The 17,025-nt window shown below is 69.9% G+C and carries 16 protein-coding genes; 8 read left to right on the forward strand and 8 right to left on the reverse strand.

Features of this window, described 5'->3' with window-relative positions:
- Nucleotides 1-1,132: 1,132 nt before the first annotated feature.
- Entirely contained in the window at nt 1,133-1,969 is an 837-nt protein-coding gene (locus ABD255_RS34495; protein WP_344220970.1) for a hypothetical protein, read from the forward strand.
- A 364-nt stretch (nt 1,970-2,333) separates the two neighbouring features.
- On the opposite strand, the gene ABD255_RS34500 is transcribed toward ABD255_RS34495, so the two are convergent.
- On the reverse strand, nt 2,334-2,726 hold the full coding sequence (locus ABD255_RS34500) for a DUF2237 family protein (protein ID WP_344220971.1): 393 nt from the start codon (nt 2,724-2,726) through the stop codon (nt 2,334-2,336).
- A 5-nt stretch (nt 2,727-2,731) separates the two neighbouring features.
- Entirely contained in the window at nt 2,732-3,520 is a 789-nt protein-coding gene (locus ABD255_RS34505) for a lysophospholipid acyltransferase family protein (protein ID WP_344220972.1), read from the reverse strand.
- Nucleotides 3,521-3,828: 308 nt separating this feature from the next.
- Between ABD255_RS34505 and ABD255_RS34510 the strand changes: the two genes are divergently transcribed.
- From ABD255_RS34510 to ABD255_RS34530, 5 genes are read left to right on the forward strand one after another with little or no spacing between them, the layout of a single operon-like run.
- Nucleotides 3,829-4,593, forward strand: a complete 765-nt coding sequence (locus tag ABD255_RS34510) for an alpha/beta hydrolase (RefSeq protein WP_344220973.1) — start codon at nt 3,829-3,831, stop codon at nt 4,591-4,593.
- The gene (locus tag ABD255_RS34515) at nt 4,586-5,530 is read left to right on the forward strand and encodes a hypothetical protein (protein ID WP_344220974.1); all 945 of its coding nucleotides are present in this window, start codon (nt 4,586-4,588) and stop codon (nt 5,528-5,530) included. The genes ABD255_RS34510 and ABD255_RS34515 overlap by 8 nt, the downstream gene beginning before the upstream one ends.
- Before the next feature lie 55 nt (nt 5,531-5,585).
- Nucleotides 5,586-6,815: an ornithine cyclodeaminase, nickel-pincer nucleotide-dependent gene (locus ABD255_RS34520; protein WP_344220976.1), complete on the forward strand. Its 1,230-nt coding sequence runs from the start codon at nt 5,586-5,588 to the stop codon at nt 6,813-6,815.
- A gap of 46 nt (nt 6,816-6,861) precedes the next feature.
- Nucleotides 6,862-7,242 carry a VOC family protein gene (locus ABD255_RS34525; RefSeq protein ID WP_344220978.1) on the forward strand — a complete coding sequence of 127 codons (381 nt, stop codon included), beginning with the start codon at nt 6,862-6,864 and terminating at the stop codon, nt 7,240-7,242.
- A gap of 53 nt (nt 7,243-7,295) precedes the next feature.
- Nucleotides 7,296-8,045, forward strand: a complete 750-nt coding sequence (locus ABD255_RS34530; protein WP_344220979.1) for an enoyl-CoA hydratase-related protein — start codon at nt 7,296-7,298, stop codon at nt 8,043-8,045.
- An 18-nt stretch (nt 8,046-8,063) separates the two neighbouring features.
- Here ABD255_RS34530 and ABD255_RS34535 read toward each other — a convergent pair whose 3' ends face one another.
- The 6 genes from ABD255_RS34535 to ABD255_RS34560 are packed head-to-tail and all read right to left on the reverse strand — an operon-like array spanning nt 8,064 to nt 13,694.
- Nucleotides 8,064-8,795, reverse strand: coding sequence for an endonuclease/exonuclease/phosphatase family protein (locus ABD255_RS34535; RefSeq protein ID WP_344220980.1), 732 nt, complete (start codon nt 8,793-8,795; stop codon nt 8,064-8,066).
- Nucleotides 8,792-9,925: an ROK family glucokinase gene (locus ABD255_RS34540; RefSeq protein ID WP_344220981.1), complete on the reverse strand. Its 1,134-nt coding sequence runs from the start codon at nt 9,923-9,925 to the stop codon at nt 8,792-8,794. The genes ABD255_RS34535 and ABD255_RS34540 overlap by 4 nt, the downstream gene beginning before the upstream one ends.
- Before the next feature lie 58 nt (nt 9,926-9,983).
- On the reverse strand, nt 9,984-10,955 hold the full coding sequence (locus tag ABD255_RS34545; RefSeq protein WP_344220982.1) for an ROK family glucokinase: 972 nt from the start codon (nt 10,953-10,955) through the stop codon (nt 9,984-9,986).
- Nucleotides 10,946-11,524, reverse strand: a complete 579-nt coding sequence (locus tag ABD255_RS34550; protein ID WP_344220983.1) for a hypothetical protein — start codon at nt 11,522-11,524, stop codon at nt 10,946-10,948. The genes ABD255_RS34545 and ABD255_RS34550 overlap by 10 nt, the downstream gene beginning before the upstream one ends.
- Complete coding sequence (locus tag ABD255_RS34555) at nt 11,521-12,786, reverse strand: ArsA family ATPase (RefSeq protein WP_425554603.1); 1,266 nt, start codon at nt 12,784-12,786, stop codon at nt 11,521-11,523. Before ABD255_RS34555 ends, ABD255_RS34550 begins: the two co-directional genes overlap by 4 nt.
- A 41-nt stretch (nt 12,787-12,827) precedes the next feature.
- A complete protein-coding gene (locus ABD255_RS34560; protein WP_344220985.1) occupies nt 12,828-13,694 on the reverse strand; it encodes an SRPBCC family protein in 867 nt (288 codons plus the stop codon).
- A gap of 114 nt (nt 13,695-13,808) precedes the next feature.
- Here ABD255_RS34560 and ABD255_RS34565 point away from each other — a divergent pair, with 114 nt between their 5' ends.
- Together ABD255_RS34565 and ABD255_RS34570 are read left to right on the forward strand one after the other, a co-directional pair.
- Nucleotides 13,809-15,599 (forward strand): AMP-dependent synthetase/ligase, encoded by a 1,791-nt coding sequence (locus ABD255_RS34565; protein WP_344220986.1) that lies wholly within the window; start codon nt 13,809-13,811, stop codon nt 15,597-15,599.
- A gap of 152 nt (nt 15,600-15,751) precedes the next feature.
- Complete coding sequence (locus ABD255_RS34570) at nt 15,752-17,023, forward strand: MFS transporter (protein ID WP_344220987.1); 1,272 nt, start codon at nt 15,752-15,754, stop codon at nt 17,021-17,023.
- Nucleotides 17,024-17,025: the final 2 nt, after the last annotated feature.

Below are 17,025 nucleotides of genomic sequence, written 5' to 3' on the forward strand. Positions count from 1 at the left end.
ACCGGCTCGCCACTCCACCCGCACCTGGTCCCCGCTCCACCCACGCCTGGTCCGCCGCTTCGCCCGCACCTGGTCCGCCACTCCACCCGCAACCGGCTCGCCACTCCACCCACGCCTGGTCCGCTTCTCCACCCGCACCCGGCTCGCCACTCCACCCGCGCCTGGTTGGCCGCTCTGCCCGCACCTAGTTCGCGCATTCCCGCCCCCGATCCCCCCGCCGGTTGCCTCGGCCCCCTCTGGCGTGATTTGGGGAGGATCGCACCCCGTAATAGGGGCGAAATCCTCCCCAATCTGTAGGAGGTGGCACGGCTGGGGCCGCGCCGGGCGGGCCCGGGGGGGTTGGCACGGGCAGGCGCGGGTTTGCGCGGGGCGGGCGCGGGGTTGTTGTGCGGGAGCAGGTGGCCGGTTGTGCGCGGGGTATGCCCGGGGCAGGCGCAGAGGTTGTCCGCGGGGTTTGCGCGGGGCGGGCGCGTGGTTGTTGTGCGGAGCAGGCGGCCGGTTGTGCGCGGGGCAGGCGCTGGGTTTTGCGCGGGGCAGGCGCGGGGCTGTTGTGCGCAGCAGGCGGCCGGTTGTCCGCAGAGCAGGCACAGGTTGTCCGCGGAGCAGGCACAGGTTGTCCGCTGGGCACGCACGGGAGTTGTTGTGCGGAGCAGGCGCCCGGTTGTGCGCAGGCGCAGAGGTTGTGCGCGGAGCAGGCGCAGAGGTTGTCCGCTGGGTACGCGCGGGGGTTGTTGTGCGGAGCGGGCGCGCCGGTTGTGCGCGGGGTTTTGCGCGGGCAGGCGCGCGGTTGGCGCGGGGAGGCGTGGAGGTTGTGCGTGGGGTGGGCGTGGAGGTTGTGCGCGGGGTGAGCGGGGTTTTGCACAGGAGGGGATGACGGGCTGGGAGGTGGGTGGAGTACGGGCATCTTCTCTGGTGTGGGAGACGGCGGGGTGGTCTGGGAGGGGATGTGGTGGAGGGCGCCGGTGAAAGGGAGGCGGGTGCGGGGGTGGCGGGGGTTGGTGACGAGGAGGTGCGGTTGTTTGTGGAGTTGCGGGGGCGGCAGGAGGGGGCGTTCAGTCGGGCTCAGGCGGTGGAGCATGGGATTACTGACAAGGCCCTCACTCGAAGGCGTCGAGCTCGGCAGATCCAGCGGGTGTACTCCGGGGTCTATGTGGACTTCACCGGGCCGGTTCCGTGGGAGTCGCGGGTGTGGGCGGCGTGGCTCGCCTGCGGTCCGGATGCGGCTTTGACCGGCGTCACGGCGCTGCGGCGATTTGGTCTCGACGGCGACTGGGTCGATGACGAGATCCACGTCGCCGTGCCGCACTCGCGCCGGGTGGATCCTCGGCCGGGAATCACGGTGAGTCGGTACCGCGATCTGCCCGCTCGGGTGCAGGAGGTCCGTCAACCGCCGTGTGTGCGCCTGGAGGTCGCCCTGTTGGTGGTGGCGAGTGCGGCGCCCACGATCGTCCGGCAGGCGGCGATCCTGCTGGACAGCTGCCGGCAGCGGCGGACGACACCCGAACGGCTGCTCGCCGAGTTGGAATCGCTGCCTCGTCTGCCTCGGCGTCGGGTACTACGCCAGGTTCTGCTGGACGCCGCGGATGGAGTCCAGTCGTTTCTGGAGCAGGTCTACCTCCGCCGGGTGGAGCGGGTGCACGGCATACCGGGTGGTCAGCGGCAGGTCCGGGCCGAGTCCGGTGGTCGTGGAGATGCGTCAGCGAGGTTGGTCTACCGCGACGTCGAGTACGCGCAGTACGGGGTTGTCGTCGAGCTCGACGGGCAAGCGGGGCATGCTGATGCGCTGTCTCGGTGGCGCGACATGAGTCGGGACAACGCGGCGGCGGTGGAGGACAAGGTGACGTTGCGGTTCGGCTATCAGTTGGTGAGCCAGCCGTGTACGACGGCCGCCCAGGTCAGCGCCGTACTCCGACGCCGCGGCTGGTCCGGCGCGACCCGCCCCTGCTCCCCCACCTGCCCGCTCCCCTAACGAGCGCGAGTCTGGGGAGGTTTTCAGGCCGATCCAGGGGTCAATTCCACCCCAAACAGCTCAGGGGTGACGAGCCAGCACCCGGTTCAAGTGAGGGAGAGGGAATCCGGCTCGGGCCTGGGAGCGAGCACGCAGCTCAGGGGTGGGGGAACACCCAGCTCAGGCGTGAGGGGAGCAAGCACCAGGCTCAGGCGTGAGGAAACACCCGGCTCAGGCGTGAGGAGCAAGCACCCGGCTCGGGCGATGAGGGAGCGAGCACGCAGCTCGGGGGTGAGGGGAACACCCGGCACAGGCGCGAGGGAGCAAGCACCAGGCTCAGGCGTGAGGGAACGGCTCGGGTGGGGTGATGCAGCGCCTGCCTGGTTCAGCTGAGGGAGCTGGCGTCGGGTGGGACGTCTACGGCGTTGGACTGGAGGACCGTCAACGGGATGGTGTCGAGGGAGCGCTCGTGGGTGGCGGCGAGCACGATCGGGGCGGCGGCGCCGGCGTGGTACGCCTGGAGCCAGCGGGCCGCGACGACGCACCAGCGGTCACCAGGGCGCAGACCCGTGAAGTGGAACTCCGGCCGCGGAGTGACCAGGTCGTTGCCGACGGACTGCTGGTGGGCGAGGAACTCGGGCGTCATCACCGCGCAGACCGTGTGGCTGCCGAGATCCTCGGGGCCGGTCGTGCAGCAGCCGTCGCGGAAGAAGCCGGTCATCGGGTCGGTGCCGCACTCCTCGAGCGGCCCGCCGAGTACGTTGAGGTCGGTCTCCAACGAACTCAGGAGGCCTTCGTGTCGCCGAGGCGCGGCTTGATGTGGTCGTCGATGGACTCGCCGGCCTTGAGCAGGTCCTTGGCCTTCTCGGCGTACATGTCGACGTACTCCTGGCCGGACAGTTCCATCAGCGCGTACATGATCTCGTCGGTCACCGAGCGGAGTACGAACCGGTCGCGCTCCATCCCCTCGTACCGGGAGAAGTCCAGCGGCTTGCCGATCGCCACGCCGGGGCGGACCAGCCGCGGCAGCCGGCGGCCGGGCTCCTTGACCAGCCACTTCGGCATCACCGTGCCGGGCGGGTTGAGCTTCTCGGTGTCGATCATCGCGACCGGGATCACCGGCACGCCGGCCACGATCGCCATCCGGGCGACGCCGGTCTTGCCCTTGTAGAGCCGCCCGTCGGGTGAGCGGGTGCCCTCGGGGTAGATCCCGAACAGCTCGCCCTTCTCCAGGATCTCCAGCCCGGTGTTCAGCGCGGCCAGCGAGGCGCGCCCGCCGGACCGGTCGATCGGGATCTGGCCGATCGAGCGGAAGAAGGTCGCCATCACGCGTCCCTTCAGCCCGGGCGCGGTGAAGTACTCCGACTTGGCCGGGAAGACGATCTGCCGGGGCACCGCGACCGGCAGGAACACCGAGTCGCTGAACGCCAGGTGATTGCTCACCAGCAGCGCCGGGCCCGTGGCCGGGATGTTTTCCAGTCCCGTCACCTTCGGACGGAAGAACAGCTTCGCAATCGGTCCGACGAGGAACCGCCTGAGGAACAGGTACAGCAACGCCTTCACCTCCGCCATTCGGCCGACACCAAGTCTCCTGCACCACGCTTGGGCGTGCCAGGCCCCGGTGTGTTTCAGGCAGGCGGCGGAGAGGGTGCGTCCACCGTCGGTGCAGGAGACTACGTTCCACTGTCCTCCTCCAGCAACGTCACCGCCAGGAATACGCAGGTAGCACTCTGTGTTGGCACCTGGTTGCAGACTGGGTGCGACATCGGTCACGAGACCCGAAAGACACCCGAGCCGGGGTGGGCCAGCCGCCTCCCGGCTGCGACCATTGCGTTTCATAGGCGTGTCAGGACCACCGGAACACCTCGAGGAGCATCCCCGTGCCAGTGCAAGCTCATGCGGAAGAGTTCCGCAGTCCGGGATCCGGCGCGAACGCCGCCACCGGGATCCTGCTGAGCCACGGTTTCACCGGATCGCCGAAGTCGATGCGCCCGTTCGGCGAGCACCTGGCCGCCGAGGGGTACGGCGTCGCGGTACCGCGGCTGCCCGGACACGGGACGCAGTGGCGGGAGATGAACAACACCCGCTGGCAGGACTGGTACGCCGTACTGGACAACGAGTTCGAGCGGCTCCGCAAGGAGCACGACCGGGTGTTCCTGGCCGGACTCTCGATGGGCGGCTGTCTCGTACTGCGCCTGGCCGAGCAGCGCGGCGAGGACGTCGCCGGGCTGATCCTGGTCAATCCGTCGGTCCGGACGGACGACAAGCGGCTGGTGGTCCTCCCGCTGCTGCAGCGGATGGTCCCGTCGTTCCCGGGGATCGCGAACGACATCAAGAAGCCCGGCATCGACGAGGGCGCGTACGACCGGATGCCGCTGCGGGCGTTGCACTCGCTGTCCCAGTTGTGGCAGGTGACCCGGGACGATCTGGCGAAGGTGACCCAGCCGGTGCTGTTGTTCCGCAGTACTGTCGATCACGTGGTGGAGCCGAGTTCGGGCCGGGCGATCCTGGCCTCGATCTCGTCCCGCGACGTCACCGAAACCCTGCTCGAGGACAGCTACCACGTGGCCACTCTGGACAACGACGCGCCCCGCATCTTCGCCGACACCACCGCCTTCATCGACCGGGTCGGCGCCCATGCGTGACAACGGCCTGACCGCCGCGGCGTACACCTCGATGGGCGGCATCGACCCACTGGTCGCCGAGCCCGTCCTCTCCGCCCTCGCCGAGGCCGGCATAGCCGCGTACTGCGGTCCGCCGGCCGAGCCGGATTCCAGCACGACCAGCCCCCCTGTCGCTGACGCGACCGGCACCACCGCAGCGCCGCCTACCGCGGCGGCAGCGGCCGGGGCGCAGGCTGAGTCTGCCGACGGCGCAGCCGAGGCCGGCGGGCCTCCCTCCATCACCGAGCCGAGCGGCGCCGAAGGCGACGCGACGGCGGACCCGAGCCCGGGGCGCACCGACGCGGAGGCGCCGGCTGCTGCGAAGGCGGACGCGACCGCTCCTGCCCACACGCCGATCAAGGCGGACCAGGTGGAGCCGGTGAATATTCCGGCTGGGTTCGAGGAGATTTTCGTTGATGCGGACTCCGAGGAGCGGGCTCGGGCGGTGATTGAGCGGAGTACGGAAGACGCCGAGTGGAAGTCGTTGGTGGAGCAGTTCAACGCGCCGTCGGCCGAGGGGCATGACGCGACTCCGGTGCCGCGGTGGCCCGCGAGTGAGGACGTGGACGAGAACTCCTACGAGCCGCTCATCGACGTACCGGCCGGGCTGGTCGTCGGCGACACCGACGAGGATCCGCCGGAGCCGCCGCCGGCGCGGCGTACGGACGACCCGCACGACCACTTCGTCCCGCCGGAGCCGCCGAAGGGCCCGCGGCTGGACTGGATCAGCCGGCTCGCGTGGCTCGGCCTGGTCGGCGGCCCGGCGCTGCTGATCCTGGCCGCGCTGCTCGACTTCGGCACCGGCCGGATCACCACGCTCGCGGTGGTCGGCTTCGTCGGCGGATTCCTCACCCTGGTGCTCCGGATGAAGGACCGCCTTCCACCAGATGACACACCTGACGATGGAGCGGTCGTCTGACGCTAAGCTGCGGATCGTCGGACAATCCGACGAGCCCAGGCGAGGGAGGCACCCCGTGCAGGTCACCGAGACGGTGGAGATCACCGGCCACCTGATGGACTCCGGGCTGTTGTCCCGGGTCCTCGACGACATCCGCGGGTACGGCGGTGAGTACACGCTGGACAAGTTCGACCTGGGCTACGACAAGGACGACCCGTCGACGGTCCGGATGACGGTCGGCGCCGAGGACGACGAAGCCCTGCAGCGGCTGCTGATGCGGATCCAGACCAAGGGCGCGAACCTGGTCAACCCCGGCACCCCGGAGATCTCCGAGGTGGTCCAGGACGGTGTCTTCCCCGACGGCTTCTACTCCACCACGAACCTGCCGACCAGTGTCCGGCTGAACGGTCACTGGGTCTCCGTGCGCAACCCGGAGATGGACTGCGGCCTGCTGGTCGAGGGCGACGACGTACGGACCATCCCGATGTCCGAGGTGAAGGCCGGGATGAAGATCATCTCCAGCGCCCAGGGCGTGAAGGTGACTCCGCCGATCGTCGCGAACACCGAGGAGTCGTTCGGCTTCATGGAGTCGGAGGTCTCGAGCGAGAAGCCGCAGCGGGTGCTGGTGAAGCAGGTCGCGGACGGCATGCGCGAGGCGAAGGCGAACGGCCTCAAGGTGCTCTGGGTCGGTGGCCCCGGCATCGTGCACACCGGCGCCGCTCCGGCCATGGTCGCGCTGGTCGAGGCGGGTTTCGTCGACGTCCTGTTCGCCGGCAACGCGCTCGCGACCCACGACATCGAATCGGCCCTCTACGGTACGTCGCTGGGCGTCGACCTGGCCCGCGGCCGCGGGGTGGAGCACGGCCACGAGCACCACATCCGGGCGATCAACACGATCCGCAAGGCCGGCTCGATCGCGAACGCCGTCGAACAGGGCGTGCTCACCTCCGGCGTGATGCACTCGCTGGTGAAGAACGGCAACACCTTCGTGCTGGTGGGATCCGTGCGCGACGACGGCCCGCTGCCCGACGTCTACACCGACGTTCTCGCCGGCCAGCGCGCGATGCGGGCCGAACTGACGGACGTCGGCTACTGCCTGATGGCGGCGACCATGCTCCACTCGGTTGCCACCGGCAACATCCTGCCCGCCTCGGTCCCGCTCACCTGCGTCGACATCAACCCGGCCACCGTGACCAAGCTGGCCGACCGCGGCTCGTCCCAGGCCCGCGGCATCGTCACCGACGTCGGCCTTTTCGTCGAACACCTCGCCCGCGAGCTCTCCCCCACCTACGCCGAGACCAAGTAACTCTCGCCGGGCTGAACTTGTCGGTGCCTTGGTCCAAGCTGGGGTCATGGCACTGAGAACGAAGACTCACTGGTTCGGCGTAGTGCTCAACTCGCCCGACCCGCAGAAGCTCGGCCGCTTCTACGAGCGGTTGCTCGGCTGGACCATCCACGCCGACGAGCCCGGCTGGGTGACCCTGGCCCCATCCAAAGACGCGGGGTACAACCTCGCCTTCCAGCGGGAGAAGTTGTACGAGCGCCCGGTCTGGCCGGCTGCGGAAGGTCAGCCGCAGATGCAACTCCATCTCGATCTGGAGGTGGACGATCTGGACGAGGCGGTGGCTCACGCGGTCGAGGCCGGCGCCGAACTGGCGGAGTACCAGCCGCAGAAGGACGTCCGCGTCATGCTCGACCCGGACGGGCACCCGTTCTGCCTGTACGTCGACTGACCCGTGTGGGGCGGGTTACGGCGGGGTCCCCGGGTGCAGGGCAGGATGTGGGTATGACGGAACTGGTGCACCTGGGTGTCGAGGCGGGCGTCGCGGTGATCACGTTGGACTCGCCGCACAACAAGAACGCGCTCTCCCAGCAGTTGACGAGTGAACTGCTCGCGCACCTGCAGGCGGCGGACGCGGACGACGCGGTACGGGTGATCGTGATCCGGTCGGCGCTGGACGTGTTCTGTTCCGGTGCCGATCTGTCCGAGGCGACGACTGTTGGCATGGGCGTGGGCGCCCAGCGGATGGTGGACGTGCAGCGGGCGATCGTGGCGAACTCCAAGCCGGTGGTGGCTCGGGTCGCCGGGCCTGTTCGCGCGGGCGGGATCGGGATGGTCGCGGCCGCGGATATCGCCGTGGCCGGTGAGAGTTCCACCTTCGCGCTGACCGAAGTACGGCTCGGGCTCGCGGCCGCGACGATCTCCCTCACGGTGATCCCGCGGCTCACCGATCGAGCCGCCGCGCTGACGTTCCTCACCGGCGACGGCTTCGACGGCACCGAGGCCGCCCGCCTCGGGCTGGTCACCCGCACTGTTCCCGACGAGGACCTGGACGCGGCGTTGGACGCAGTACTGAAGTCGTTGCTGAAGGGCGCACCACAAGGCCTGCGCGAAACCAAGAAGCTCCTCAACCGCGAACTGCTCGCCGACATCGATGCCCGCGGCACCGACTTGGCTGAGCTCTCCGCCTCTCTCTTCGGCTCTCCCGCCGCCCAGGAAGCCATGCTCGCCTTCCTGAACCGCAAGAAGAGCTGACCCGCTGGCGCGAGGCGGTTATTGATCCGTTGCCGGAGTATCGGGACTGAGCTCGAGCAGCATCGGCAGGTGATCCGAGCCTGCGGCCAGGTCTTCGCGGGTGACCCCTTCGACTGAGTCGATAGGGATCACGCGGCCGGTCAGGCCTGGGGAGAGGAGAGCTCCGTCGATGCGCTTGACCGGGTTGTTGGAGTGGAACGTGGGCCCGGCGTCGACGCCGAGGTCGGTCAGGCCCTCAGCGACCAGACGGTCCCAAACCGGGCCGCCTGGTTCTTCGTTGAGGTCGCCGACCAAGAGATAGGGCAGGTTGAAGGACTTGCAGCCCTTCAGGACCTGGTCGAGCTCGTGCTGGCGGCCGCGGATGTGCAGCCCGAGATGGCACACGACGAGTGCTAGCTCGACGCCGCCGAGCGCGACGCGCCCGCCGACCGCACCACCGGGTAGCTGGGTGGCGATCAGCCGCAGCCGGCGGCGTACGAACGGGCGCCAGACCCGCCAGTGCAGGGATTCCGCGATTTCGGTGCTGTCGGCAACCAGGATCGCGTTGCGGGCCGCCGCGGCGACGTACCGGAGGCCGAAGGTGGCCGCCATCGCCTCGCGCTTGCGCCTGGTCCCCCACCAGGTCGGCGCCTCCTGGATCAGCGCGACGTCGGGCGCGCAGGCGCGAACCACCCGGGCCAGCGCCGCACGATCGTCGCCCCAGCGGTGCACGTTGTATGACAGCACCCGCAGCGACGGGCCGTCCGTCATACCTCCGGCTCGCCCTGCAGTTCACGCTCCGGCTCGGACGACGCAGTACGCATCCCCGTACGTCGGCCGACCGACTTGCGGGCGGCGCGTTCCAACCGGGCGGACCGGCCGCTGCGGGCGGCGGTCTTCGCCGTCACCGCGGTGGTCTTGACCCGCACGCGGCGCAACCAGGTCGCCTCTTCCCGGGCAAGATCCGCCGCACCGACCATGCCGGCCTCCGGACCCAGTACCGCGCGCACGATCCGCGCCTCCGGGCGGAACCCACGGCCGGTCAGCGTGCGCTTGAACGCCTCCCGGGCCGGCGCGAGCAGCAACTCGCCCGCGTCCGACACGCCACCGCCGATCACGAACGTGCCCGGGTCGAGCGCGGCCGCGAGATTGGCCAGGCCGATTCCCAGCCAGCGGCCGACGTCCTCCAGCAGTTCGACCGCGACCGGGTCGCCGTCCTTGGCCAGCTCGGTCACCATCGGACCGTTGATCTTGCGGGGATCGCCGTCGGCCGCGCGGAGCAGATTGTGCGCCACGGGCGATCCCGACAGCGCCAACTCGCGCGCCTCGCGGGTCAGCGCGTTGCCCGACGCGTACTGCTCCCAGCAGCCGCGGTTGCCGCACTCGCAGCGATGCCCGCCCGGCACGACCTGCATGTGCCCGAACTCGCCGGCGATGCCGAACTTGCCGCGCTGCAGGGCGCCGTCGTTGAGGATCGCGCCACCGATGCCAGTACCGAGCGTGACGCAGACCAGGTGGCTCTCGCCCTGACCGCCGCCGAACCGCCACTCCGACCAGGCCGCCGCGTTCGCGTCGTTCTCAACCACGACCGGCAGCCCGAGGCGCCGCTCGACAGCGTCCCGCAGCGGCTCGTGTCGCCAGGCCAGGTGCGGCGCGAACAGCACGGACGAGCGGGTGCCGTCGACGAACCCGGCCGCGCCGATCCCGACCGCGATCACGTCGTGCCGCGACTCCAGGTCATGGACGATCTCGGCGATCGCGTCCTCGGTCTCGCGCGGGTCCTTGGTCGGCGTGTCCCGCCGCAGCCGGTCCAGGATGTTGCCCTCGGGATCGACCACGCCGGCGGCCACCTTGGTGCCGCCGATATCGATCCCGATCGTCAGCGCCTGCGTCAGAGCCATCGCACGACCCTCCTAGCCGTACCCCCTGAGACTCCTGAAACGGTACTAGACGGCGCCATCACCGAGGGCTCTCCAGCGTCGGGATCGGGCGGCGGGCCACGTCGGCGGCGCCGATCAGGCCCGCGTCGTTGCCCAGCTCGGCCAGGCCGAACCCCGGGTGCGGGCGGTTCGCCTTCGCCGGCAGGTTCTTCTCGAAGGCGACCTGCGCCGACCGCAGCAGCAGCTCCTTGGCCGCGCTCACCCCGCCGCCGATCACGATCGTGGTCGGGTCGAACAGGGTCGCGATGCTCGCCAGCCCCTCGCCCAGCCAGCGGCCCAGGTCGTCCAGCAGTTCGACCGCGCAGGGGTCGCCCTCCGCCGCGGCCGCGGTGATCATCGGTCCGGTCAGTTCGGCCGGATCCGTGATCCCGCAGACGCTCAGCATCTGCGCCGCCGCCAGCGAGCCCGACTCGGCTTGCGCCCGGCCCTCACGGACCAGCGCCCGGCCCGACGCGTACTGCTCCCAGCAGCCGCGCGCGCCACAACCACAGCGATGCCCGCCGGGCACCACCCGCATGTGCCCGAGCTCGGCCGCGACACCGTGCGCACCGCGGAGCAACTGCCCGTCGATGACGACTCCGCCGCCGATGCCGGTACCGACCGTCACGCAGACCATGTGCTCGACGTCCTTGGCGGCGCCGAAGGCGAACTCGCCCCACGCGGCGGCGTTGGCGTCGTTCTCGACGACCACCGGGACCTTCAGTACTTCGGCCACCCGCGCGCCCAGCGGCTCGTCGCGCCAGGCCAGGTTCGGCGCGAACAGCACGGTCGACCGGTCCGAGGACACGAACCCCGCGGCGCCGATGCCGACCGCTTCCACCTCGTGGTCGGCGATCAGCTCCGCGGCCGCCGCACAGATCGCCTTGGCCGTCTCGTCGACCGACTCGGCCGGGGTGTCGCGGTGCGTCCGGGCCAGGATCGTGCCGTCCGCGTCGACGACCCCCGCGGCGATCTTCGTACCGCCGACATCGATGCCGATGCTCAGTCCCATGGTTCGGGGTCCTCACTCACGTCGATCCGGTCCACCGGGGACCGGGCGGGCCGTTCGGGTTCCTGCGCCCCGGCGGTACGCGACTCTGCGTCCACCCGGGCCTGCCGCGCGGCCTCCGCGGCATCCTCCAGCAACGACCGTACCGAGCCCAGTACCGCGGCAGCGGCCATCGACAGCTGCTCGATCGTCTCGGGGCTGGTGCTGCGCACCTTCGCGATCAGCTGGCAGACGGGACACCATTGGCACTCGGGCCCGCCACTGTGCGCCGTACCGTGCGCGTGATCGTCCTGTACTCCGGTCCGCTCAGCCCGTACGCCGAACTGCTCGGCGCCGGGCTCACCCTCAGGCCCGGGCGCCTCGCCCCGGGACGTCTCGTCGCGGGACGTCTCGTCGCGGGACGTCTCGCCCCGGGACGTCTCGCCCCGGGATGTCTCTTCGGCGGGCGGCGCGTCCTGCTGGCGGGGTGTCTCTTCGGCGGGCGGCGCGTCCTGCTGGCGGGCGGCCTGCTGGAGGACGGCGAACAGCTTCGCGGCCTCCTCGGCGACGGAACCCACGGGCTCCTTGCTCATCTGGTGCCCTCCGTGATCGCCTGCGGCTCGTTCTCGAACTGCTGGCTCATCTGCTCGCGGATCTCCTGCGCCAGCAGCGGCAACTCCGATGCCGGTTGCAACTGATCCACCGGCGGCTGTTCCCTGGGCGCGAACCGCACCTGCAGCCGGCCGTCGTCCAGGCGAGCCCCGGCGACCACCCCACGCGCCAGCGCGGCCGGCAACGGCAGCACGCGGCGGTACGAGCCGACCGTGATGATCAGTTCGTCCCCATGCCTGGCCAGTTCGAGATCGCTGGCGGATGCCAGCGGCAACGGCATGGTCAACGTGTAGGTGCGCCCGTCGGTGTCGATGTGGCGGTCCACCCACAGCGAGGTCTCGTCGGTCGCCCGCGCGAACGGGTCGTCCTTGCCGTACATCTCGACGGCGAAGGCGGCCAGTTCCTCGACGCCGACCGGCTCGCAGGCGCGGTACGGCGACTCCCAGATCGGCAGCGGCCGGAAGGAGTCGGCGACGTCCTCCAGGATCCCCCGCTGCGCCGCGACCCACTGGCGACGCCAGTTGTCCGCGCCCGCGGCCGGGAACACCCGGTTGGCGATGACGCCGTCCACGCGGTACCCGTACAGGGACAGGGTCGTGAGCGAGCGTCGCGCCTCGGCGACGACGACGGCCTCCGGGGTCAGCACCAGCCGCACGGACGCGTCCGGGCCGGCCAGGAGCGCGCGGATGTCGGCGAGGTCGCCGTGCAGCCGGCGGAGCGCGTCGAACACGTTGTCGTCCGGCATCGGAATCCCGGCGGCCTTGCTGAGCAGCGGCCGGAACGTGCGGACGACCTTGCGCTCGACGTTGAAGATGCGGTCCATGTACCAGTTGAGGGCCTCCGGCAACGCCAGCAGCCGGAGCGTCTCGGCGGTCGGCGCGCAGTCGACGACGATCACGTCCCAGCGGCCCGACCGCAGGTGGTCGCGGACCTCGAGCAGCGCGAGGATCTCCACGGCTCCCGGGAGCACGGTCAGTTCCTCGGCCTCGATCGGGTCGACGCCGGCGACGTGCAGGACCGACCGCAGGTAGGCCTGGATGTCGCCCCAGGAGCGCTCGAACCGGCGCTGGGCGTCGATCTGCTGGACGAACAGCAGGTCGTCGATCTCGGTCGGCTCACCACCGACCTGGCTGTCGAACGCGTCCGACAGCGAGTGCGCGGCGTCGGTGGACAGCACCAGCGTGCGCAGCCCGCGCAGCGCGGCCAGCGTGGCGGTACCGGCCGCGGACGTGGTCTTCCCCACGCCACCCTTACCTGTGTACAACAGAACCCGAGTCACTGAGATCAGGACTCGACGCGCTTCTTGAGCCCCTTCAGGGCGGTGTCGATGATGACCTTCTCGGCCTTGCGCTTGAGCATGCCGATCATCGGGATCGCCACGTCGACCGCCAGCCGGTACGTCACCTCGGTCTGCCCGTCGCCGACGTCGCGCAGTACGTAGGCACCGTCCATGCCCTTGACCATCTTGGCCTGGACGAGCGTCCAGGTGACCTCGTTGCGGGACCAGACGTAGTCCAGCGTGTACTCGTCGGAGATCGCCCCGGCATCCACCTTGAACCGCACCTGTTTCGGCCGGCCGGCCTCGTCGGTGGACAGCACCTCGGTCTCGCGCATCGAGTCGGCCCACTCCGGGTAGGACTCGAAGTCCGCGATCACCGCCATGATCGCCTTCGGGGTCGCGTTCACGACGATGGTCGAGGTGGTCTGCTCTGCCATCGATTCACCTCTTCGCTGCCGGGACGGTTGCTCCACGCGAGAGACTATCGCGGGTTCCCAGCCGGGCCTGCCCTCGCCCGCGGCGCGGCCCGCCTCGAGTTCGTCCTTGAGCGCCCAGAGGTGGTCCCGGTAGCGGGCGACGTACTGCTCCTGCAGTCTGCGCAACCGCCGCCGCCCGGCGGGCCGGACCGGGTCCACCCGGAGGTACCAGTGCACGACCACGCCGTCGCGGACCTGCTCGAGCCACCACTCCGCAGTACCGATCGCTGCTCCGGTGACGGCCCAGCGGACGCCCTCCAGGCCGCGGCGCTCCGACGGGGTCAGGGTGAGCTCGGGCCACCACTCACGCCAGAGGGTGTCTGCTCCGAGCCGCTCCGCGACGTAGGCTGGATCAGCAACGACCAAGTCGTCGCAACTGATGTCGAGCGATGGCATAGCTAGTTCCCTGAGTCACACTTGTCTGGCTACTTGTGGGTAGGTGACGGTAGCGTGCGCCGGAGTCGACCCCCCTCTTGACCGACACCGGCGTGACCGACTGAGGAGACGCGGATGCGTGAGTACACCACCCCTGCTGTGATCGAGCCACCGACCACCGGCAGTCTGACCGATCCCGTCTGGGCGAACGCGTCCTCCCATCCTGACACCGCGGTGTTCAGCCGCCGGGTCGGGACCGGGTGGCTGGACATCACCGCGGCCGAGTTCGCCCACCAGGTGGGCGCGGTGGCGAAGGGCCTGATCGCCGCCGGGGTCAAGCACGGCGACCGGGTCGCCCTGCTGAGCGCGACCCGGTACGAGTGGACCCTGATCGACTACGCGATCTGGAGCATCGGCGCGGCCACCGTGCCGATCTACGAGACCTCCTCCGCGTCGCAGATCCAGTGGATCCTGACCGACTCCGAGGCGGTCGTCGCGGTCGTCGAGAACGCCGCGCACGGCGCCGTCGTCGAGTCCGCTCGGGCCGAGGCGCCGACGCTGCAGGAGGTCTGGCAGATCGAGTCCGGCGCGGTCGACGAGCTCACCGCTCTCGGTCAGGACATCACCGACGCCGAGTTGGACAAGCGCCGTACGGCGGTCGTCCCCGGCGACCTGGCCACGCTGATCTACACCTCCGGCACCACCGGCCGGCCCAAGGGCTGCAAGATCAGCCACGGCAACTTCATGGACGAACTCGGCACCGCCGTCAAGGTGCTGCCGACGTTGTTCCGGCTGAACGGCGCGTCCACGCTGCTGTTCCTGCCGCTGGCGCACGTGTTCGCCCGGATCATCCAGGTCGGCTGCGTGATGATGCGGGTCAAGGTCGGCCACACCGCCGACGTGAAGAACCTGGTCGCCGACCTCGGCGAGTTCAAGCCGACCTTCATCCTCAGCGTGCCGCGGGTGTTCGAGAAGGTGTTCAACACCGCCAGCCAGACCGCGCACGCGGGCGGCAAGGGCAAGATCTTCGACGCCGCCGCCGCGACCGCGATCGAGTACTCCCAGGCCCAGGACAAAGGTGGCGCCGGCTTCGGGCTGAAGGCCAGGCATGCGCTGTACGACAAGCTCGTCTACGGCAAGCTGCGCAACGTGCTCGGCGGTGACGTCGACTACGCGGTCTCCGGTGGCGCTCCGCTGGGCGAGCGCCTCGGCCACTTCTTCCGCGGCATCGGCGTGCCGGTGCTGGAGGGCTACGGCCTGACCGAGACCACCGCCGCGCTGGCCGTGAACCTGCCCGACGACATCCGGATCGGAACCGTCGGCAAGCCGCTGCCCGGCGTCACCGTCGGCGTCGCCGAGGACGGCGAACTCTGCTTCAAGGGCGGCCAGGTGATGCTCGGCTACTGGAAGAACGACGAGGCCACCGCCGCCGCGATCGACTCCGACGGCTGGTTCCACACCGGCGACCTGGGCGAGTTCGACGCCGACGGCTTCATCCGCATCACCGGCCGCAAGAAGGAGATCCTGGTGACGGCCGGCGGGAAGAACGTGGCCCCCGCGGTACTGGAGGACCGGATCCGGCTGCACCCGCTGGTCAGCCAGTGCATGGTCGTCGGCGACGGCAAGCCCTACATCGCCGCTCTCGTCACCATCGACCCCGAGACCATCGGCGCCTGGGCCTCCAAGCACGGCAAGTCCAGCGAGATGTCGTCACTGGCGACCGACAAGGACCTGATCGCCGAGATCCAGACCGCCATCGACGACGCCAACACCGCCGTCTCCAAGGCCGAGGCGATCAAGAGGTTCACCATCCTCGAGAACGACTGGACCCAGGAGAACGGTGAGCTGTCCTTGAAGCTCTCCCTCCGCCGCCACATCGTGATGGAGAAGCACGAGTCCGACGTGGAAGCCCTCTACGACAAGTAGTTCCGCACCCTCTTTCGCCGTCCGCTCGACCTGGCTGCCCGGGCATGAATTCCGCCTTCCGGGTGTTGTAGGTCGAATCGGGCCGGCTCGCTCCGACGTACCCCGTGAGAGCCCGGGAGCGCGGGCTGCGGATGTGACGGAAGAGGCTGCTGATGACGTCCACGGCGGATCGGATCTTGCGGACGTACCTGGTCCTGATGGTGATCTCGACGAGTGCGTCCTCGATGATCTGGGGCATCAACACGTTGTTCCTGCTCGATGCGGGGCTGAGCATCGGCGAGGCCTTCGCGGCGAACGCGTTCTTCACCGCGGGGATGGTGTTGTTCGAGGTGCCTACAGGTGTGGTCGCGGACACTGTCGGTCGGCGGGCCTCGTATCTGTTGGGTTCGGCCACGCTGGTCGGGTCGACGCTGCTGTACCTGGTGCTGTGGCAGAGTCAGGCGCCGTTCGCGGCCTGGGCGGGAGCGTCGATCCTGCTCGGACTGGGCTTCACGTTCTTCAGTGGTGCGACCGAGGCCTGGCTGGTGGACGGGTTGAACGCCACCGGGTACAGCGGCTCGCTGGAGTCGGCGTTCGCGAAGGGGCAGATCGCGGGAGGGATCGCGATGATGGGTGGCACGATCGCGGGCGGCGTACTGGCCCAGGTGATCGACCTGGGCGTTCCGTACGCCGTACGGGCGGTGCTGCTCGCGCTCACCTTCGTCGTGGCCTGGCGGGCGATGCATGACGTCGGCTTCGAGCCGCAGCCGCGGCGTTCGCTCCCGACCGAGATGCGCGGCATCCTGCGTGCGTCGCTCAAGCACGGGTTGGGCAACCCGCCTGTTCGCTGGTTGATGCTCGGCGCGCCTTTCGCCGCGGGTGTCAGCGCGTACGGCTTCTACGCGGCTCAGCCCTACCTGCTGGAGCTCTACGGCAGCGCCGACTCCTACGCGATCGCGGGCTTGGCCGCCTCACTGGTCGCCGGAGCACAGATCGCGGGCGGAGCGTCGGCGTCGCTCGTGAGCCGCGCGTTCCGGCGGCGTACGTCCGTGCTGCTCATCACCACGATCGTGACCGCGGCGGCCCTCGCGCTGATCGGCCTGGTGGCGAACTTCTGGGTCGTGCTCGCGCTGCTGGCGATCTGGGGCATCATGTACGCCGCCGCCATGCCGGTCCGGCAGGCCTTCCTCAACGGCCTGATCCCCTCCGCGCAGCGGGCCACGGTGCTCTCCTCGGACAACCTGCTCGCCTCCGGCGGCGGCGTGATCATCCAGCCCGCGCTCGGCAAGTCAGCCGACGCGTGGAGCTACGGCACGGCGTACGTCATCAGCGCCGTCATCCAACTGCTCGCCCTCCCGTTCATCCTCCTCGCCCGCCGCGAACGAGCAGTCTCCGACGCCCCGCCCGCCACCGCCACGGAAGACCAAGTCCTCACCCCAGCGTGACC

Origin of the sequence: Kribbella sancticallisti (genome assembly GCF_039530625.1) — a bacterium.
GTDB classification, from domain to species: Bacteria; Actinomycetota; Actinomycetes; order Propionibacteriales; family Kribbellaceae; genus Kribbella; species Kribbella sancticallisti.